Source organism: Shewanella sp. cp20, assembly GCF_000832025.1.
In the GTDB taxonomy this organism is placed as follows: domain Bacteria; phylum Pseudomonadota; class Gammaproteobacteria; order Enterobacterales; family Shewanellaceae; genus Shewanella.
The window spans coordinates 138,382-156,817 of record NZ_JPII01000009.1 but is presented as its reverse complement, the minus strand read 5'-3'; the positions used below and the strand labels follow the sequence as shown (position 1 = coordinate 156,817).

The window sequence follows — 18,436 nt, the reverse complement described above, 5'->3', positions numbered from 1 at the left end:
GATGTTGTTTAAACCCTTCCATGGGCGCTCTGCGGCAGCATCCATGCTGCCGAAGGCCTCAGACGTACCTACACAAGGTTTTCCATCTCTTCGATATGACTGCTTTTGATCCTCGCTAGACAATCAAAAACAAAAATATCTGGGAAAAAACGAGTTGGTGCAGGAAAGTAATCAGCCGAATATCAAATTTACGTAGCGGTATAGGTTGCGAAAATATCTCGTGTTCTAAAGCCTACACTGAATCTTACCTCTCTCAGTTAAGACTTTTTAAAATACCAATAGCCGCAATAAATCCAGCCACCAGGCGGAATTAACAAGTTGAGTAAAAGTGCATAAAAGCCAACCAAAGGAACATTGCTCGCTTTACCCTGTGCAAACCTTACTGTGAAAAAAATGACGATTAGCGCCACGACGAAGAGGATTTGCCCCCAGAGAGTTACGTTTAAATTCATCATAAACTTCCATTGTTAAATTTCTACATAACGCCGCAAGCAGAGGCGCTGCTATGCAGCATCCTTTTGACTTGCTTTGTTATGTGTTTCTTTTCTTATTCGATTTTTCTTTTTAATGTTTCTAATCTTTTTCCTGTCAAAAGGAACATGAAATTTGGACTTCGATCTCGGAATTTCTATCTTGTGAATGAATTTATAAATATCCCGATGAGTATTTGACACACCTATATCCTGTCCACGGTCAGAATACAAACTTGCGTTATGAACATATTCCCGCAATGAGTCCTCTGGAGTACTAACTAAGCATTGATAAAAAATATACTTTAATTCATACACTGTTAGTTGTGAGGCAAATAAGTCCAAGTAAACCTCTTTCTCACTCTGCTTTTCTAATTGAGTATCAATCAGTGTGAAAATACTTGTTATTGTTTCCAAGTATCTAGATTGCCGCACAAGAGTTGTTTGAACTTCAACAAATAGTGCATATGACATTTCAATCTTTTCGTCTTCTGTTGTGTCTTTGAAACCTTGGAAACCATAACTAGAATAGCTTTTCTTCAATCTTCCTAGTAAAAAGCTAAGCGCATCAATTCCTTTAAGTCTTTCGCTCTTTTCGTCAGAATACACAGATAGTTCTGATAAATTTCGCTTATGAAAATCCAATAGTCTATAAAAAGATTCATTAAAATTTTGGATTTTAAAAATTTTCTTCTGTTCAGCTATTTCGAGTCTTGTTTCTCTTAATTCTTCTCGTTGAAGTCCGAGTTCTTCTCTTTGCAAGAGGATAGTGATAATCATCCCCGCAAAAGCTAATCCAGAAAACATTGAAGTAACTATGCCAAAGCTATCTCCAAATACCCCTGCTTGGCCAATTGTTAGGCTTGATATGGGCCAAGTGATCCAAAGTAGAAAAGTTGCGTAACTTGCTACAACGAAAACTACGCCACCTAAAATATATTTTGATAGTTTCCCTACGCTCAACTGAAACTCCTTAAAACACATAACGCCCGCATTAGGGGCTGATTATAGCTTGCTAAAATGTGAAGCGTAGCGGAACCGAGCAAGCTGTTTGCAGTCCCGTTGCTACATGCGCTTGTTAGTTGCTGATTACTAGCCTACTCATCGTCACTTTTTTCTTGTTTTTTCTTTTGTTCCAAACCTATGGCTGCACCAATTGCAATTCCAACTCCAATACCTAGAGCTAAATTCCCAAGAGCAACTCCAATTCCAGAGCCAATAGCTATTCCTATACCAATTCCAAATGCCATTGGATTATTCTTAGAGCTACCATTATTGTTCCAATTACCCATTTGTACTCCATAAGCAACTAACGCCTCAAACACCGGCTTGGTGAAGTTGGCGGCTTTTTTGGAACAAAAAAGATGACAGCTTTACCAAGTCCGCGTGCTTTGACTTGTTAGCTTTTTGCTTGAAGAACCAGCTTATATATAGCATTTCCTCTAGTTATACGACTACTTCTATCATTACTGGCTTGCAAGGCAGAGTTGTAGTATTCATGGGCCTCTTTATCATCACTGCCTTTTCCTGTAGCGATATCGTCAACCCTATTGTAAAAGCAATCTAGTAGTTTTCGTAGTTCACTTGCATCTATATCAATTTTATCCTTGATTAACGCCCGATGTATTTCAACAAACAGTGTATAGAAGTCTGCTTTCTTAAAAGCTCTAGAGCTTGAATCAAAGTTCAGTCTGTCTATAAAATTTAGCACATCACCCATTTCTTTATTCAAGCGGTGTTTTTCTGAAAACTCTTCATTATACTTTTCAAGATACTCTTCAAGTTCTTTGTCACGATTAAAATATGTACTCATGACTGTGATCATTAGCCCTAGGCAATACTTAACATCGTTCATCCTTTTGATATCATTAGCAGTGAATAGTCTCCCCCTTTCAAAAAGCTCAGTCTTTGATATCTCTTCAGCAAACTGTTTGAACTCCCCTCCAAATCTTGAGTTGTGTAATTCCATGGCATTCAGACCGTAGCTGGTCGAATTTATCCGCTTAAACACTTCCTTAATATCATCGAGAGGCATATTTCCCATATCTCGGACAACAACCTTGTATTCAAGAAACTCTATTTGCTTTTCTTCCTCAAGTTGTGAGTACGCTGGAATATTGTCACCCAGCCTTATATCCGGAGATGCCTTAAAGTATTGATATAGTGTTGTAATACGCTGCTGGCCATCCACAAGAACCTCGGCGCCTTCCCCAGTTTTTGGATCCACCTTTCCAGCAGCAATGTAAATTTCAGGAAAAGGATAACCTTCTAAAACCGTCTTGATAAATTCCACTTTATCTTTATTAGTCCACACCAATCTGCGTTGAAAGTCCGGCTGAGGAATGAGAGTGTTGTTGCCAATTGCTGTTAAAAGCACACGGAGGCGCCTATTTGAAGCTGATGTATCCATTAAGATGCCTCCTGTATGCACTGATCAATACAGATTGTCTGATATTCTTTCAGAAAAAAATGTGAATGATATAGGCCGCCTCTAATTTTATAAGGGCCAAATTTGTTGCTGCTTGTTAAACTGTTGAAAAAATCCCACCAATTAGACGTAAAGTTGAAGTGCCGACTAGGTGGTAGCTTATCCGGCCGAATCCAACCTTCTGAAAGATATCTAAAAAACTTATCTGCTGATGGCCAATCGGCACCACTTTTTCTATATGTGTAAGCCTCTTGCCATACCTTCTCAAAGAATGAAGTTGAAACAATAGCAACGTCTATATCAGATTCATCATTGAATGCCTGATAACGCCTCGATGGCTTAATACTAAATCCCAATTTTCCAGAGCCTACCAAAATCACATCATTAAACTCGATTTCAAATTGCTCGCTGATTTCTTCCCGCAGCTCATAAAGTTGGTGGTTATCCAGTAAATAGCAATCCCCGCCAAGCACATACTTTCTATATATTTGCGGGCTGCTTAATTTAAGTAAATCAACCTTAAATTCTTCAATCATTAAGAACCTTCAACCTCCACGAGGCTTCTAAAGCTAACAGCTTATTAGTGCGCATGCGCGTTTATCTCATTAGACCAGTGAAAACGCGCACAGTTAAGTATCTGTATGTAATGAACTTATCAGCATATTGCTAAATACACCATCTGGAAAAATGCGCATGCGCGTTTTCCAAACCTATTATCTACTCAACCAAAATCGTAAGCAACTAATTTTAAATACATTTATTTGTAAAGCAATGGGAAAACGCGCACGAATTTCGACTTAAAATCATCCAAAAGTCACATCATTTAAATACGACTGTATACCTGTCCAGTTTCTACTACTTATGGTGAATCGCTACAAACAGGACTTAGACGAAGAAATGTAGGGCAATAGGTGAATTTGTGATTTACTGGCTAACCGCCAACTCTCTTTAGGTTAGAAACAAGCCAGCTTTTGATTCTCAAAACGTACTCAACACCGTTAAATCGAAGAGACGTTGAATACCCAGTGTAGATACGCCAGTGAGCTTCCGAAACAGGGATGTTTCGGCAGAGCCTAAAGGGACTTATTCACGGCGTCTCACAGGCGTATCTGCACATCCCTCGCCGGGCAGGCGCTAGGTTGCCGAAAAGGTGCAACCTTCAACACCTCATCAAATATCAACTCAGTCAGATGCAACAAAATCAAACAGCCCCCCATCGCCAGGCAGGCAATCAATAACAGTGAAGGTGCGACCTTCAAGCTCATATACCGATGACGACAGCGCCAGAGGCTGCTACCTCTAGCCATCCCCCCCCCATTTTCCCCTCTCGACATTTACCGTATAATCGCCGCTCATCAATTCAAAGGTAAGCCAAGATGTTTCATATCGCCCTCTATGAGCCAGAAATTGCCCCCAACACCGGCAACATCATCCGCCTATGCGCCAACAACGGCTGCCAACTGCACCTTATCGAGCCATTGGGATTCGATCTTGAAGAGAAGAAGCTGCGCCGCGCGGGCCTGGACTATAGCGATCTGACTCGCGTCACCCGCCATAAGGATTTTGAGAGTTTCCTGAGCGCCATGGCGGGCAAGCGCATCATGGCCTGTACCACCAAGGGCAGTCGCCCTCACAGTGAGATCACCTTCGAGAAGGATGATGTCTTGCTGTTCGGCCCGGAGACCCGCGGCCTGCCGATGGCGATCATAGAGTCTATCCCCACCAGCCAGCGCCTGCGTATTCCTATGGCAGCCAGCAGCCGCAGCCTGAACCTGTCTAACTCTGTGGCCATCATCAGCTACGAAGCCTGGCGTCAGCTCGACTATCAGGGCGCCTGCTGAGCCTCGCCGACAGGGTTGAGGGCGATACCGCGATAGACCCGATAATCGTCATCGTCCTGATCCAGGTATTGCACCTCCTGCAGCCATAACCATCCGCTCCCCTGAGGTGAGAAGTTAAGCCGTATCATCGCCGGGCGCTGCTGCACCAGCCCCTTACCCAGCAGGGAAAACCCCGTCTCTTGCCGATAGAGGGTGAAGTAGAGGTACTTGTCGGCATCGACGCCGTTGAAGTAGGTAAGCTTGATCTCGCCATCGCCCTCACGAAACCACCAGGTCTCGCTGAGTGGATGGCTGGCATGCTCGCTCACAGAGAGCATCAGCTGGCGTCTATCGTCGCTACAGAGTCCCTGTACCCGCACCGATTTCACCAGCCCCTTGGGCCTCGAAGCCTCCCCCTGCCAACTTCCCGCCAGGGCCTGGCAAAAGTCAGGCAGGCCAATCTTACCCGCCGATGCCGTGGGCACCAGCAAGATGGCTGAAAGCACCAACAAGGCGGCAGAGAGCAAGCGTAGCGATTTAAAACAGTTCAACATCTTGTTGCGTTTGCTGTAAATGGTTTTCTCTGTATGCATTAAGCGCCTCATGTATCGGCACGCCCTTAAGCAGCGCCGCGAACATCTGCCGTTCACAGTCCAGAGAATAATGCGTCTGTATCTCCCCTTGCAAATCTTGCCAAGCCGCCTGGGAGTGGCGCCGTTTCTCATCTCCCAACATGGCCTCCATCAGACTCAGCGCGGTGATCACATGATTAAGCCGCTGGGAGATGCGATCGTAAAACTGAAACGCCATGACCCCGTTGTCGATAGCCCTTAGCAGACCGTCGCTGTGGGCCAGAATCGCCTGTGGCGTATCGCCAGAGCCATGCAGATGACGGTTGACCTCGCCAAGGTGCTCGGCCATCTGGGTAAACAGCTCGCCAAGCCCGGTCACGTTATAGTCGCCATCGGTCAGCGACAGCTCTATCTGCGCCGTCGCCAACAGCAGCAGCTTGGTGGTCTCCTGCAGATGACACCAATCCGCGTCATCACACACACAGGCATCACATGCACGGGCATCAAAACGGGGCGATATGTCTTGGGTCATGGGCATCTCCGGATAGGGCTTAAGCTAGGCTTGAAAAAGGCTTTATTAACCCTAGATGAAAGCCCATCGAAATGCGAACCGCCCGCCGGCGAACATGAAGTGAAATAAGAGTAATACCAATCACAGTAAACAGGTGATCAGAAATAGCACAGGAAAAACGCTTGAGAACAAAGCAGGATTTTTAGATAAGTAGTTATTCTACAATTAAAAATACTAATACAGTTATCGAGCGTTTTAACAAGCTAGAATGATCAATGATTTATTACGATTGGTATAATAAAAAGGCTCGCCGGGTTGAGCCGACGAGCCTTTGTCTGTTGTCTGAATTATTGTTTACTGAGCGAAGCCGACCGCATCGATCTCCACCTGCTTCACCTGACCGTATTCGGCGGCGATGTCGGCGATCTTGCTGGCGTTACCGATCAGCACAAATTGCAACTTATCCTGAGGGAAGTAGCTCTGCACCAGACGCTGGGTCTCTGCCAGAGTCAGGCCATCGACATTCTTCTGGAAGTCGTTGATGAAGCTGTCGTCGAAACCATAGAGGTACATGCTCGACAGCAGACCGGCCAGCTGAGCACTGGTCTCAAACTTAGGCGGGAACTGCCCCTTCACATAGGCCTTGGCCGAATCTAGGGTCGGCTGATCTATCCCCGTCTGCCACAGACGCGCATAGGTCTTCAGCGCCAGGTCGATCGCCTCCTTGGTGGTATCGCTCTTGGTAAAGGTGCTGATCTTGAACACGCCCCCCTGGGAATAAGGGGTAAAGGCCGAGCGGGCACCATAGGTCAAGCCGGCATTTACCCTCAGCTCGTCGTTGAGCCAGGAGGTGAAACGACCGCCCAGTATGGTGTTCACCACCTGCAGGCCCACATAGTCCGGGTTGTTACGACTAATGCCCTTACCACCAATAAGGAAGGTAGTCTCGATGGCATCACCCTTGTTGACCAGCAACACCTTGGCGGCATCTAGCGGCGGCTGGCCCTCGGCCAGATCTTGCTTGGCAATCGCCTCGCCGTTGTGCCAATCGCCAAACAGCTTGTCGAGTCTCGCCTTCATCTTGCCTGGCTCGAAATCGCCGACCACAGAGATGGCGACGTTTTGCGGCTGATAATAGCTTTTATGGAAGGCGCGCAGCTGGTTAACCGTCAGCTCTGCCAGAGAGTCACTATTACCCGAAGCCGGATTGCCATAGGGGTGATCGCCAAACACCAGCTTGTCAAAATAGCGATGGATCACCTGACGTGGGCTCTCCTTCTCCTGGGCCAGACCCGCTATCTCACGCTGACGCAGCTTATCGAACTCGCCGCCATCGAAATCCGGCGCGCGCAGCAGATCCCGCACCAGCGGCAGCATCTTCTCAGTGTCTTTGGCCATGAAGTCGGCGTCGATGAAGCTACCCTCTTTACCGGCATCGGCGGCAATCGAGGCACCGAGGAAGTCGACCATCTGCTCGATATCAGACTTACTCTTGCCGTTAGCCCCCAGCAGCAGCGACTTGGCCGTCATGCTGGCCACACCCGAGGTGGTGTCCTTGACCGCACCGGCGCGCACCACGGCGCTAACGGTGATCAGCGGCACCTCGGTTTGTGGCATCAGGTAGACAGTCATGCCATTGGCCAGTTGATACTGCTCATAGGCGGGCATGCTGAAGCTGCCGGTATCGACCGTCTGGCTGCTTGTGGTCGCGGCGCAGCCCGAGAGGGCCAAGGCGCCAGCCACCATGGCTGCCGTGCCCAGCTTGGCAAATCCTTGTGGAATCTGAGTCAATAGGGTCTTCATTGGTCACTCTCCTCTGTGGCCGCCAATACTGCAACCGTGCGGTTAGCACGACGTAGGTAGGTTTGCGCAACACGCTGAATATCTTCCGGGGTCACCTTGTTATAGGCCTCAGGCGCGTTAAATAGCTTTTCAAAGCTGCCGAAATAGAGCTCGTAAGTCCCTAAGGTATTGGCCTTGCCATTAATGGTTTCCATGGCGCGGTAGAAGTTCATCAACTTGATATTCTTCACCTTCTCCAGCTCATCCTGGGTCACGCCTTGGCTAGCGATGCGGTTAATCTCGCCTATCATGGCGCCTTCCAGCTCCTGAGCGTTAACACCTGGGTTAGCGACGCCCATCACATAGAAGAGGTTAGGGTCGAAGCTCATCGGCATATAGGTTTCCACCTCGATGGCCACCTGCTTCTCCACCAGCCCTTGATAGAGGCGCGAGCTGTTACCTGTGGTCAGGATAGAGGAGAGCAGATCCAGGGCGTAGTAGTCCTGATTCGAGGTTGCCGGCACATGGTAGGCCAGCATCACGTTAGGCGTGCTGACCGAAGCCTTCTGCACGAATACGCGGCGCTCACCCTTCTGCAGCGGCTCGACCGTCTTCACCTCACGCGGTGGTGTCTGCGCCGGGATAGGGGCGAAGTACTTGTTGGCTAAGGCCTTAACCTCGTTGAGCTTCACATCACCGGCGATCACCACCACGGCGTTGTTGGGCGCATAGTAGGTCTTGTGGTACTGCACCAAGTCGTCCTGGGTCCAGGCGGCGATATCCGACTCGTGACCTATGACAGACCAGCTGTAGGGATGGGCACGAAAGGCGGCGCCCTTGATCTCTTCCTGCAGGGTACGCCAGTTGGAGTTTTCCAGGCCCGTGGTGCGCTCCGAGGCCACCACGCCACGCTCACTCTCTACCATCTCAGGATTAATATCCAGATGAGCGATGCGATCGGCTTCGAGATCGAAGATGGTCTCCAGCGCATTGGCCGGGAACCAGTCGGTGTAAACGGTCAGGTTCTCTGTGGTGTAGGCGTTGTTAGCTCCGCCAGCGGCTTCCATGGTGCGGTCGAACATCTTAGGACCATACTTCTTGGAACCGTTAAACATCATGTGTTCGAAGAAGTGGGAGATCCCTGTGATGCCCGGCACCTCGTTACGGGATCCCACCTTCCAAAATAGATACATGTTGGCATTTGGGATGGAGGCATCTTCTAGCACCATGATCTTCATGCCATTATCGAGTGTGAAGCTTTTTATGTCTTCGACCTGGGTTGCCTGCGCCCCCATGGAGGAGAGGAATCCTCCAACGGAGAGGCACAGCGCGATAATCTTTCGCATCATCTGTCGTTCCCTCATTCGTGAGCAGATAGAATTTATCTCTGTATCGAGGGCCGCCAAGGCGAACGCCCTCATGATTCGAGCACAAAATACCAATCGTAGTAAATAATTGCTCGTCCTAGCGTGTTAAAACACTCGATAACTGCGTTATAATTTTTGATTGTAGAATAACTACTTATCTAAAAATTACGCCTTGTTCTCAAGAGTTTTTCTTAGGCTATATCTGATCACTTACTTACCGTGATTGGTATAAGAGGCGAAATTATAAATAAGATCAAGCCTGTTGTAGCAACAATCGATTAAGAGAATTGTAACTTATTGCTTTTATGCCATGCTTAGACACAAACCGACCACACCTAAGCCGAGGGAACGTGCCTTGCCACACACCACAGAGATAGACCTGGCCTATCTGAACCGCATCAACTGTAATACCGAGGCCCAGCTGCAAGTTCTCACGCCGCTCAGGCCCATCAGGCTGAAGACCCGGCTGATCGGCATAGACCCGGACAACGCCATCATCCTCGCCTTAGGACAAGACAAATACTGGCAGGCCGCCCAGGATTACATCACCCAGGGACAAGGGGTGGTGGTGCGCCTGATCAACAGCGACGACCCCGAGGCCAACATCCTCGCCTTTCGCAGCCAGATCAAGACCTTGCTCAACAATGCGGGGCGCTGGTTGGTGGTGAATTATCCCAAGGAGTTGCAGAGTGTGGCCCTGCGACAACACAGCCGCATCCCTGTCCATCTTGCCGCCTCGATACATGAGCGCACGGCAGAGGGTCAGGCCAGCCATGTCTGCTCCAGCGGCTACCTGCAGGATGTCTCGGTAACAGGGGGCGCCTACATGGGCGAAGAGATAGAGGGGGGCAGCCTGAACAAGGGTTACCTTTTAGAAGTCAAATTTGAACAGACACTCGAGACGCTCAGCGTGCCCATCATATTGAAAAATATTCAGCCGCCCGAGCCGGGACGCAGCCAGTATCAATATGGCTTCATCTTAGACGAGCCCCAAGGGGAAGAAGTGCCCAGCGACTTTGCCCAGAAGGTGATCATCAACCACCTGATGCAGCAACCTAAGAGCTAATGACATCCAGCTTAGTGAAGAAGACCACATCCTTGTCGATCACCTCTAGTCGCCAGTTAAATTGGCTGGCAATCCACTCGAAGGTGGCGGTGCTGTAGAAACGGATATGGGTCTGATCCTGCTTGTAATGCCAGTTGGCAAAGGCGGCCTCGCCAAGTACCCGCTTGGTCATGATTGCCAGGCAGGCCCCCGGCTTCAACATGCCGTCCAGGCGCTTCAACAGGGCCGAGGCATCGGCCACATGCTCTATCACCTCTGTCATGGTAATAAAGTCATATTGCCTTTCTAGCAGATTCTCGTCGGGAAAGTAGTAGAGATCATAGTTGTCCATGGCGATCCCCTCCTCGCCCGCCATCACACTGATGGTCGGCCCAGGGCCACAGCCAAAGTCCAGCCCGCTATGGTCACTGGTTAATCGCGCCCGCAGGGGTAACCAGGTGCGCCCCAGGAAACGCCGGTAGCCCTGATCCGCACTGTCGTTTTGATGGTGGTCGTAAAACGCCTTCTCTTCCTCGGCACTCAAGAGGTACTCGTCGGGGACCATCACCAGCTGGCACTGCTGGCAGATCTTGTACGCTCTGTGCTTATCGCGATGAAAGCACGCCAGGTTCTCACTATGACAAAGGGGGCAAAGACTCACACGCTATCCAATTAACTTTGAGGTTTGGGAATTTTTCGATCTTGGGCGGCAGCTTCGCGCGCCTCTTTAAGGTATTTCGACTCTCGACTCTCACGCTCGTTAAACTGACGCTGAGCCTTTTCGCGCTGCGACTCCTGCCACTCGCCCGATTGCTGACGCTCAAGCACCTCCTGCTCCCTTGCCTGAGTGGCATTGGCTGCCTTCCTTGCCTTCTCCAACTGCTCCGCCTCGGTCTGGCGAGCAATCTTGCTGGCCTCTTCGGCCTTAGGGCTCATGCGCTTATACTCTTTCGCCGCGAGATCCCAGCTCAGGCTGGTCAGCAACACCAAGATGATGCAAGAAATTGAGCGAATCAACATGACAGTTATCCTTAACCAGATGAGGGTCTGGGCAGATTCTATCACTATCGGCGCCACAAAACTGAAAAACCTCAAATCCGGCTCAGTTAAGAGATTTGTTAACAAAGATCATAAAAATGATTGAAAAACCGTGCAAATACCTATCCTTAGGTTTGAGTCTCGTTTAGATTCGCGGTATTTTTAACCCTATTGGCAAAGAGAAGACCAGCAAAGGCACCATAAGCGCTGCTCATTGCCCCATTTGCGAGCCACCTCATGGAGCACCCTATGGGCCCTTGGTTAACCAAACTGACGCAGCTTAGCAGCGCGCAGCCTGAGATTCAGCGGCAACTCGACAGTTGGCGCCGGGACGAGTACCCATGCTTAGCCATACTCAAGGGACACGCCTTCATCGGCGCCAGTCAGGGCACGCTAGATTATTTCGATACCCAGCGGGACAGCTTTATCACCGCCACCCCCTATGACTTCTCGCCGCGAATTCAAGCCAGCGGCATCAACAGCATAGAAGTGGCGCAGCAACTGATCGAACGTGTACAACAGGGCGAGGTCGTCAGCGTCAACTGGCTGCACATGAGCCAGCTGGGGCGCGAGCTTCCCACCAGGGTCACCATGCTGCCGGCACGGCTCGAGGAGAGTCAGGTGATCTTGGTACGTTTCGAACCCGCCGATCGCCGCGCCAAACACCGTGAAAAGGCGTCCAACGGTTTCGACCAACTGCCGGCTCAGCTGGTCTCCAGCATCCTGGAAGATAGCGCAGAGGCCGTCTACATCAGCAACCACGAGCACAAGATCATCGCGGTCAACAAGGCGATGTGTCGCATCTGCGGCTATAGCGCCGACCAACTGCTTAACAAGAGCCCGCTGGATCTACAGGGATTTTGTGAGGTCAGCAATAGGCAATCCGACTTCCTGCAGAGCCTGGAAGATCGCGGCAGCTGGCAGGGCGAGACCCTCAAGACCCGCTCCGACGGCAGCCAGTTTCCTGCCTGGGTGAGCTGCCGTAAGCTACAGATCGACGGCGAGATCTTCTATGTCACCCTGTTCAGCGACATCAGCGCCAAGAAGCGCCTTGAGTCGCGCCTGACCGAGCAGGCCATGGTCGATACCCTAACCGGCCTGCCCAACCGTCACCAACTCAAGCAGCAACTGGATCAGGCGCTGGCGAGTGCGCAGAAGGAGAGTGACAAGCTTGGCGCCGTCATCTTCATGGATCTTAACGGCTTCAAGAATGTGAATGATTGCTTCGGCCACGCCACGGGCGACAAGGTGCTACAACTGGTGGCGGCGCGCCTCGAGGCCAGCTGCATCGACAAGGCCAGTATTGCCCGCCTCGGCGGCGACGAGTTCACCTTAGTGCTGAGCGATTGCCAGGATAGAGCGGAGATAGAGGCGATCTCCCGGCAGCTGCTGGCCATTTTCGACGCCCCCTTCGAGATCAACAGTCAGAAGTTCTTTCTGGGCACCAGCATAGGCATAGCCCTCTTCCCCGAACACAGCGATCAGGCCGCACAGCTGCTCAGCTTTGCCGACACCGCCATGTATTGCGCCAAGAAGAGCCCCAACCATGTGCTCTTCTACGACAGCCAGATGCACAGGGATGCCCAGTACAAGCTGAAGACCATCAACGACCTGCGTCATGCCTTTAATCTGAATCAGTTCCAGCTGGCCTATCAGGTGATCGTCAACCTCGATGGCAACCAGGTATTAGGGGTTGAGGCGCTGCTGCGCTGGCACAAGAGTGACGAGGAGATCATCGAGGCCAGCGACTTCGTGCCCCTGCTGGAGGAGACTGGCCTGCTGATCAACATAGGTCAGTGGGTGCTTACCACCGCCTGCGAGCAGGTCGCCAAGTGGCGCGATGAGATAGCTAGGCCGCTACAGGCCTGCGTGAATGTCTCGGCGACCCAATTGGAACACCCGGACTTTGTCCAGCAGGTGACCCGCGCCCTAATCGCCAGTGGCCTGCCTGCCACTGCCCTGGTGCTGGAGATCACCGAATCGGCCCTGCTACGTCAACCCAAGCGGGTCAAAGCCACCCTCATTCACCTCAAAGCCTTGGGGGTGCGAATCGCCATCGACGACTTCGGTGCCGGCCTCTCCTCCCTCAGCAAGCTGGGCAGCCTGCCGATAGACACGCTCAAGATAGATGCGGGCTTTGCCGAGCGACTCAACGAACCACAGGGACGCGAGCTTTGTCAGGCGATGATACAACTGGCCCAGGCACTCAAGATTCAGTTTGTGGTGGAAGGTGTCGAGACACTAGCGCAGAAACAGATACTGGCGGGGATGGGACAAGGATTTGCCCAGGGCTATTTTTATGGTTATCCGACGGCGGCGGAGCAGTTTACCAAGGCCAACTTCATCCTGCATTGAACCGATAACTGTGTCAGCGCCTCGAAGGCGATACTGCCTCCCTGCATGGACAGTAAACTGACACAGCTATCTGACCACTCTATGTTGAGTGACTCAGGCTATTAGACCCTAATTTCTCTCAGATTATCGTGATCTACTCCATAGGCTTTTCCGGTAATCCATGGCTGGTTCACAGTTTTATCATTGGGCTATTCAGGCTCATATCTCTGCCTCACAGATGCCGGCATGGCCGCTAACCTTTGCTGCACCAAGGCCGCCAAGGCATCGTGCAGCGGCGACACATCGCAGCTCGGCTCCAGGGTTTCGATGGCCAGCGCCGCCGCCTCCAAGGTCGACAGGCTATCGTCGCGCTTTGCCTTGCGTATGGTGTACTTAGAGGGGGCATCGAGATCGAGATGCACCGCAGGATACTCGCTCAACCAAGGGTTTAGTTTCAACAACTTATAAGCCTTGCGCCAGGTACCATCCAGTAACAGCAACACCACGTCATGACACTTGGCCGAGCTATTTAACGGCTCGCTCTCCTCGTTGGGATAGAGCAGATACACCGGCCGGGACTGCGCCTTTAGGTAGTCCCTCAGTTCGGCAAAATCCTCGGGGCTCTCCCCTACCACTAAGCGCAATTTATCTCCCATCACTGCCTGCATCAGCTTGACGCTGTTCTTGGCATGAGACACCTCGCTGGGGTGTTGCAACACAATCAACTCGACACGGGTCGAGAGTGGTCGAATGCTGTCGCACAGGCAGGCATTGACTGGATATTGGCATTGGGGGCAAACGGGACGACTCACAAGATCCTCACTAGTTAGCAGGCTTGGCCTTAGTGTAACGCCTTTGATGGCATATGTATGTCATATGCCGAATGACAATTGGCCGCTTACCTGAGTAAGGGAACAAAAAAAGCCTGCATTGAGGTCACTAATGCAGGCTAAAAGGGTGTTGCTAATGAATCAGGTTGCGCCTATCAGTGGGCGTGGCGTTCCTGGTGCCAGGTATCTAGACGGCTCATGTTCATGGCCACCAGCAGCAGGCTCGCCAGGCCACCCATGACGACCACCACGGCATAAGGCGCTGCCAGGTCGGTCTGCTGGATCAGACCTGCCAGAATCGAGGCGCCACTCATCTGAATAAAGCCCAGCATGGCGGTTGCGGTGCCGGCGCGCTCACCAAAGCCCGCCAGGGCCATGCTGGTCGCAGGACCAAGCAGCAGGGCGAAGCCGATACACAAGAGCATCATGGGCAGCATGAAACCGAAGGCCGCCGCGAGTCCTGTCTGTGGGCCGGCCCACTGCATCGCTAGTTGTAACAGGGCCGAGACCAACAAGGCGGTCAGGGCGAGGATCACGGTCGGGCGGTTGCCCAGCTTCTGAATCACCACGGGTGCCGCGAAACAGGCGCCGATGTTCACCAGAGCATTGAGACCAAACAGGCCGCTGAAGGTCAGCTCAGACACGCCGATAGTCTCGATGAGCCATACAGGCGAATAGGACACATAGGTCAAAATGGCAGCCATGCCCGCCATACAGGCGAAGGCATAAAACATGAAATGCGCATCCATCAGCACAGGCTTATAGCGGGACCAGCGGTAGAGGCCCCCTTGGGTCACAGTGTTGGCTGGACGTGTCTCGGGCAGACGATAGCCGACGAGAATCATGATAATGATGGCATACAGCGTCATAAACACGAAGGTAGAGCGCCAGCCAAACTGCAACGCCAGCAGACCACCCAGGGTCGGTGCCAGTGCCGGGATCACACAGATCACGCCGTTAAGATAGCTGTAGTAGCGGGCGCCCTCTTTAGGGGTGAAACAGTCTCTGACGGCACTGAATACCACGATAGAGGTCGAGCAGGCCGCTAAGCCCTGCAGCACGCGAGCCAGTTGTAGCCAATGGAAGTCCATCGCCACCGCGGCCAACAAACTGCTGGCGATATAGAGCAGCAGGCCTCCCAGCGCGATGGGGCGACGTCCGAAGCGATCCGCCAGCGGACCGATCAGCACCTGACCGACTCCCATGGCAAACAGAAACAGCACCAGCGTCGACTGCACCTGACTGGCCGACACAGAAAATTCGGCCGCCATCACGGGCATTGAGGGCAGATAGATATCTATGGCTAGGGGGCTCAAGACCACCATAGACATGAGTATGGGTAACAGGTTCCGACGCATATTTCTCTAATTTTATGTAGGGGTAAGGGTAATGATGCTTATTTTAGACCAGCCAAGTTATGAACAGAAATGGTATAATTTCAAAAGCTAATTTCCTGTAAGGAATATCTAATGAATCTCGACAACCTGGCGCGTATCGATCTCAACCTCTTGGTCATGTTACAGGTGCTACTGGAAGAGCGTAGTGTCACCCGCGCCGCCAGCCGCCTGCATTTGAGTCAATCGGCCCTGAGCAAGAGCCTCAACCGCCTGCGCGACACCTTAGGCGATCCCCTGTTTATCCGCACCGCCCACGGCCTCAAACCCACCGCCCACGCGGCTCTGCTGGGCCAGCAACTGCCGGACATGTTGCAGGGGCTCTACCAGCTGACTCAGCCACCGAGTTTCAATCCCGCCAGCAGTCGGCGTCAGTTCTCCTTTGCCATGGTCGAGAGCGCCTACGAGACGCTGCTCCCCTACTTCATCGGCCCATTGCTCAACAACGCGCCCAACCTCAGGCTGGACTCCTACCTGTGGACAGAGAAGTCCCTCTCCTCCTTACAGAAGGGGCAGATAGATTTCGGCATCACGGGACGGGACATCAACCCCCAGTCAGATCTGATCATCGACAGACTGCCTGAAGGGATCGCCCATCAGACCCTGTTTACCGATCACCAGGTCTGCCTGGTACGCCAAGGCCACCCCATGCTGCCGGCCATCAGGAATCATCAGTGGGATCTCGATATCTATCTTGAGATGTCCCATGTGCAGGTGCGCTGCGAGGGTAACGAATGGTGGGCGCTGGACTACTTTCTGGCAAAATCTGGCCACAGGCGACACCTGAGTACCACGGTACCGGACTTCTATGGCGCTGCCAGCGTATGCGCCCATAGCGATCTTATCTTTACCTTGCCTTCCAGCTTCGCCGCCCACGCCCGCAAGCTCTATGCGCTGGAGGAGCTGCCGCTGCCTTTCGATTTCCACTCGCTGGCCTATGTGCTGCTATGGCACGAGCGCAACGACGACGAACCGGGGCACAAATGGATCCGCGAGACCATATGTAAGCGTGTCGCCCAGGCCGTTAACCTGCCCGAAACCCAATTATCGGTATCCGGTTCAGCTTAGGTTAACCTTGCTCCGGCTAACATTAAGTTGTTCGAGACATTTGGTAACAGTTAACAAAGAAGATTAAACGAATTTAACGTGATCTCATGGGGCGAATATGTGCACAATCGAGCCATCAACGCAGGGACTATTGAACAGAGATTAAGCCTGAAAGATAAAGAGTCCCTAGGGAGAAACTATGATTTATCAACAATTTCAACAGACACCTTTCCAGCATAGGTTCTCGGGTACTAAGGGCTGGATGGCCTTCGCGATCGGTTTAGTGGTAATGACATTGGTCTTGCTAGCGCTCCCCTTTGTCATTCTTGTCGGCGCCTTAAGCTTCATCATCCTGAGCCTGTTTGGCCGGGTCTTTCTTAAGCGCCAGCTGGCCAAGTTCCGCCAGCAGGGGAATGCCGCCTTCGGCGCGCAGACACAGGGTTTTGACCAGAAGGGATATTCGTCGCGCCCGTTTGAGACCGCCTCGCCCTTTGGCAAAACCCGAGCCCCACGTCAGGGTCGCACCTTCGAGCACGACCCTAACGAATAATCTCGCTCGCCGCCCGCGGCCTTGCCAACAGGGCGGCAAACTCCTTCCAGGCCTGTGCACTGTCACGGGCCTTTCTCGTAACATACTCCCCGACGCTTGCCTCGCCGTGATGATAGTTGATCACATAGCTACGATTGGCCAGATAGAAGCGTACCCGCTGGGCCGCCTTCTCAGGCGTGTAGAGGGCATAATCCACCAGTAACCGCGCCGCCTCCTCGGCCGTTATCTCGCCGTCGATCAGCTGTTTACACACCAGGGTATCCAGGTTGGCCAGCGCCTTATAGGCTTCCATCACCTGATGATAATGGGGCAGATCGCCCTCGATACCCGCCATAGGCATCAGCACCTGCTGCTCGAAGGAGAGCCTCTCCTCTCGGGACATCAGCAGCGTCAGCCCAAAGTTGGCACTGCCTTCTGAGAGAAACGAGATGGGGCTATAGAGGGGGTAGATGGCGTATTCCCACCAACCCAGCGCCCTCACCAGTTCATGCTCCTGCAGCAGATTAAACACATGATGCCCCGGATAACCCTCGTGGCTGGCCAGCTCAAGGGCACGCTCCAGATGCAGAGGATGATCCTGATTGAGCTGGATCAGGCTGGTATAGTCCCCCTGATACCAGTTATAGGCGGTCCAGATCTCGTCTTTGACAAACTCGACCCTGAACTGCTCCCCCTCAGGCAGGGCGATGTGGCGCTTAGTCAGCAGCCTCGCCTGCTCAACCGCCGCGGTAAAGACCTCTGGCACCTTGTCTGCCGGCACGATAAACCGGCTTCTGTAGGCATCAAACCGCTTAGTCAGACTCCCCTCTCCCGGCAGTAGGTTATCTAGTCTGGCGAGCGCCTCATGAAACTCGCTAAGACTATGTTCTGGCGCCCTGGTGTCATACAAGGCCTGGGATTCGGCGTCGAAACTGAGGCGCTGCCCCATCGAGCGCTTTAGATAAACCGCCACCGAAGCGAGTTGCTTAGATAAGAAATGATGGCGATCCCGTAGCGACTGACATGGCAAGCCATGACGCGCCTGTTCAAGCCGTAACACGAGATCCGCGCTATGCTCTGCCAGAGTAACAAGCGACAAGCCCTGAGCTTGAGCCTCTACCCGCCACTCAGCCGGCCCATAATAGGCGTCCACATAGAGGGGCTCATGATGGCCGATGGCCAGCACCAGCTTGACGTAAGCCGCCACCAGTTGGTTGAGAGTCTGGTTGTGTTCAATGCACCGCGTCACGCAAACATCTTGGTGACAAA

19 protein-coding genes are annotated in these 18,436 nt (G+C 52.0%); 5 read left to right on the top strand and 14 right to left on the bottom strand.

From position 1 onward, the window contains the following. Positions 1-257: 257 nt before the first annotated feature. The 5 genes from DB48_RS03060 to DB48_RS03040 all read right to left on the bottom strand — a co-directional run bounded on the left by DB48_RS03060 (position 258) and on the right by DB48_RS03040 (position 3,434). Complete coding sequence (locus DB48_RS03060) at positions 258-455, bottom strand: hypothetical protein (protein WP_235375329.1); 198 nt, start codon at positions 453-455, stop codon at positions 258-260. 48 nt (positions 456-503) lie between these two features. Then, positions 504-1,433 carry a putative phage abortive infection protein gene (locus DB48_RS03055; RefSeq protein WP_160290137.1) on the bottom strand — a complete coding sequence of 310 codons (930 nt, stop codon included), beginning with the start codon at positions 1,431-1,433 and terminating at the stop codon, positions 504-506. A 134-nt stretch (positions 1,434-1,567) separates the two neighbouring features. Continuing rightward, the gene (locus DB48_RS03050) at positions 1,568-1,762 is read right to left on the bottom strand and encodes a hypothetical protein (protein ID WP_041508854.1); all 195 of its coding nucleotides are present in this window, start codon (positions 1,760-1,762) and stop codon (positions 1,568-1,570) included. A gap of 107 nt (positions 1,763-1,869) precedes the next feature. Beyond that, positions 1,870-2,880, bottom strand: coding sequence for a GmrSD restriction endonuclease domain-containing protein (locus DB48_RS03045; RefSeq protein WP_041508853.1), 1,011 nt, complete (start codon positions 2,878-2,880; stop codon positions 1,870-1,872). Then, positions 2,880-3,434, bottom strand: a complete 555-nt coding sequence (locus DB48_RS03040) for a hypothetical protein (protein ID WP_041508852.1) — start codon at positions 3,432-3,434, stop codon at positions 2,880-2,882. Before DB48_RS03040 ends, DB48_RS03045 begins: the two co-directional genes overlap by 1 nt. A gap of 840 nt (positions 3,435-4,274) precedes the next feature. Here DB48_RS03040 and trmL point away from each other — a divergent pair. After that, entirely contained in the window at positions 4,275-4,739 is a 465-nt protein-coding gene (gene trmL / locus DB48_RS03035; protein ID WP_041508851.1) for a tRNA (uridine(34)/cytosine(34)/5-carboxymethylaminomethyluridine(34)-2'-O)-methyltransferase TrmL, read from the top strand. On the opposite strand, the gene DB48_RS03030 is transcribed toward trmL, so the two are convergent. From DB48_RS03030 to DB48_RS03015, 4 genes are all read right to left on the bottom strand, one after another. Further along, on the bottom strand, positions 4,724-5,311 hold the full coding sequence (locus DB48_RS03030; protein WP_235375328.1) for a hypothetical protein: 588 nt from the start codon (positions 5,309-5,311) through the stop codon (positions 4,724-4,726). The genes trmL and DB48_RS03030 overlap by 16 nt on opposite strands. Beyond that, positions 5,256-5,822: a hypothetical protein gene (locus tag DB48_RS03025; protein ID WP_082035572.1), complete on the bottom strand. Its 567-nt coding sequence runs from the start codon at positions 5,820-5,822 to the stop codon at positions 5,256-5,258. The genes DB48_RS03030 and DB48_RS03025 overlap by 56 nt, the downstream gene beginning before the upstream one ends. Before the next feature lie 333 nt (positions 5,823-6,155). Then, the gene (locus DB48_RS03020) at positions 6,156-7,547 is read right to left on the bottom strand and encodes a M16 family metallopeptidase (protein WP_443018608.1); all 1,392 of its coding nucleotides are present in this window, start codon (positions 7,545-7,547) and stop codon (positions 6,156-6,158) included. 53 nt (positions 7,548-7,600) lie between these two features. Further along, entirely contained in the window at positions 7,601-8,932 is a 1,332-nt protein-coding gene (locus DB48_RS03015; RefSeq protein ID WP_041508847.1) for a M16 family metallopeptidase, read from the bottom strand. 328 nt (positions 8,933-9,260) lie between these two features. Here DB48_RS03015 and DB48_RS03010 point away from each other — a divergent pair, with 328 nt between their 5' ends. Then, positions 9,261-10,016, top strand: a complete 756-nt coding sequence (locus DB48_RS03010; protein WP_082035571.1) for a flagellar brake domain-containing protein — start codon at positions 9,261-9,263, stop codon at positions 10,014-10,016. Here the strand turns inward: DB48_RS03010 and DB48_RS03005 are convergent. Together DB48_RS03005 and DB48_RS03000 are read right to left on the bottom strand one after the other, a co-directional pair. Next, entirely contained in the window at positions 10,006-10,656 is a 651-nt protein-coding gene (locus tag DB48_RS03005; protein ID WP_041508845.1) for a class I SAM-dependent methyltransferase, read from the bottom strand. The two genes, DB48_RS03010 and DB48_RS03005, sit on opposite strands and share 11 nt — an antisense overlap. 11 nt (positions 10,657-10,667) lie before the next feature. Then, positions 10,668-11,015 carry a hypothetical protein gene (locus tag DB48_RS03000; RefSeq protein ID WP_041508844.1) on the bottom strand — a complete coding sequence of 116 codons (348 nt, stop codon included), beginning with the start codon at positions 11,013-11,015 and terminating at the stop codon, positions 10,668-10,670. A gap of 267 nt (positions 11,016-11,282) precedes the next feature. On the opposite strand from DB48_RS03000, the gene DB48_RS02995 reads away from it, so the two are divergent. Further along, positions 11,283-13,388 carry a putative bifunctional diguanylate cyclase/phosphodiesterase gene (locus DB48_RS02995; protein ID WP_041508843.1) on the top strand — a complete coding sequence of 702 codons (2,106 nt, stop codon included), beginning with the start codon at positions 11,283-11,285 and terminating at the stop codon, positions 13,386-13,388. Positions 13,389-13,576: 188 nt separating this feature from the next. Here DB48_RS02995 and DB48_RS02990 read toward each other — a convergent pair whose 3' ends face one another. Both DB48_RS02990 and DB48_RS02985 read right to left on the bottom strand, forming a co-directional pair. Then, the gene (locus DB48_RS02990) at positions 13,577-14,179 is read right to left on the bottom strand and encodes a tRNA-uridine aminocarboxypropyltransferase (RefSeq protein WP_041508842.1); all 603 of its coding nucleotides are present in this window, start codon (positions 14,177-14,179) and stop codon (positions 13,577-13,579) included. Positions 14,180-14,352: 173 nt separating this feature from the next. Further along, positions 14,353-15,555, bottom strand: coding sequence for a multidrug effflux MFS transporter (locus tag DB48_RS02985; RefSeq protein ID WP_041508841.1), 1,203 nt, complete (start codon positions 15,553-15,555; stop codon positions 14,353-14,355). Positions 15,556-15,666: 111 nt separating this feature from the next. On the opposite strand from DB48_RS02985, the gene DB48_RS02980 reads away from it, so the two are divergent. Both DB48_RS02980 and DB48_RS02975 read left to right on the top strand, forming a co-directional pair. Then, positions 15,667-16,659 (top strand): LysR substrate-binding domain-containing protein, encoded by a 993-nt coding sequence (locus tag DB48_RS02980; protein WP_041508840.1) that lies wholly within the window; start codon positions 15,667-15,669, stop codon positions 16,657-16,659. Between the two features lie 178 nt (positions 16,660-16,837). Next, a complete protein-coding gene (locus tag DB48_RS02975) occupies positions 16,838-17,188 on the top strand; it encodes a hypothetical protein (RefSeq protein WP_041508839.1) in 351 nt (116 codons plus the stop codon). On the opposite strand, the gene DB48_RS02970 is transcribed toward DB48_RS02975, so the two are convergent. Beyond that, positions 17,178-18,416 carry a hypothetical protein gene (locus DB48_RS02970; RefSeq protein ID WP_041508838.1) on the bottom strand — a complete coding sequence of 413 codons (1,239 nt, stop codon included), beginning with the start codon at positions 18,414-18,416 and terminating at the stop codon, positions 17,178-17,180. The two genes, DB48_RS02975 and DB48_RS02970, sit on opposite strands and share 11 nt — an antisense overlap. Positions 18,417-18,436: the final 20 nt, after the last annotated feature.

Excerpts from the sequence above, each read along its gene's own strand:
- DB48_RS03060 (WP_235375329.1), bottom strand. The coding sequence starts at position 455 with ATGATGAATTTAAACGTAACTCTCTGGGGGCAAATCCTCTTCGTCGTG.
- DB48_RS03050 (WP_041508854.1), bottom strand. The coding sequence starts at position 1,762 with ATGGGTAATTGGAACAATAATGGTAGCTCTAAGAATAATCCAATGGCA.
- DB48_RS03045 (WP_041508853.1), bottom strand. The coding sequence starts at position 2,880 with ATGGATACATCAGCTTCAAATAGGCGCCTCCGTGTGCTTTTAACAGCA.
- DB48_RS03040 (WP_041508852.1), bottom strand. The coding sequence starts at position 3,434 with ATGATTGAAGAATTTAAGGTTGATTTACTTAAATTAAGCAGCCCGCAA.
- trmL (WP_041508851.1), top strand. The coding sequence starts at position 4,275 with ATGTTTCATATCGCCCTCTATGAGCCAGAAATTGCCCCCAACACCGGC.
- DB48_RS03030 (WP_235375328.1), bottom strand. The coding sequence starts at position 5,311 with ATGCATACAGAGAAAACCATTTACAGCAAACGCAACAAGATGTTGAAC.
- DB48_RS03025 (WP_082035572.1), bottom strand. The coding sequence starts at position 5,822 with ATGACCCAAGACATATCGCCCCGTTTTGATGCCCGTGCATGTGATGCC.
- DB48_RS03020 (WP_443018608.1), bottom strand. The coding sequence starts at position 7,547 with ATGGTGGCTGGCGCCTTGGCCCTCTCGGGCTGCGCCGCGACCACAAGC.
- DB48_RS03015 (WP_041508847.1), bottom strand. The coding sequence starts at position 8,932 with ATGATGCGAAAGATTATCGCGCTGTGCCTCTCCGTTGGAGGATTCCTC.
- DB48_RS03010 (WP_082035571.1), top strand. The coding sequence starts at position 9,261 with ATGCTTAGACACAAACCGACCACACCTAAGCCGAGGGAACGTGCCTTG.
- DB48_RS03000 (WP_041508844.1), bottom strand. The coding sequence starts at position 11,015 with ATGTTGATTCGCTCAATTTCTTGCATCATCTTGGTGTTGCTGACCAGC.
- DB48_RS02995 (WP_041508843.1), top strand. The coding sequence starts at position 11,283 with ATGGGCCCTTGGTTAACCAAACTGACGCAGCTTAGCAGCGCGCAGCCT.
- DB48_RS02985 (WP_041508841.1), bottom strand. The coding sequence starts at position 15,555 with ATGCGTCGGAACCTGTTACCCATACTCATGTCTATGGTGGTCTTGAGC.
- DB48_RS02980 (WP_041508840.1), top strand. The coding sequence starts at position 15,667 with ATGAATCTCGACAACCTGGCGCGTATCGATCTCAACCTCTTGGTCATG.
- DB48_RS02975 (WP_041508839.1), top strand. The coding sequence starts at position 16,838 with ATGATTTATCAACAATTTCAACAGACACCTTTCCAGCATAGGTTCTCG.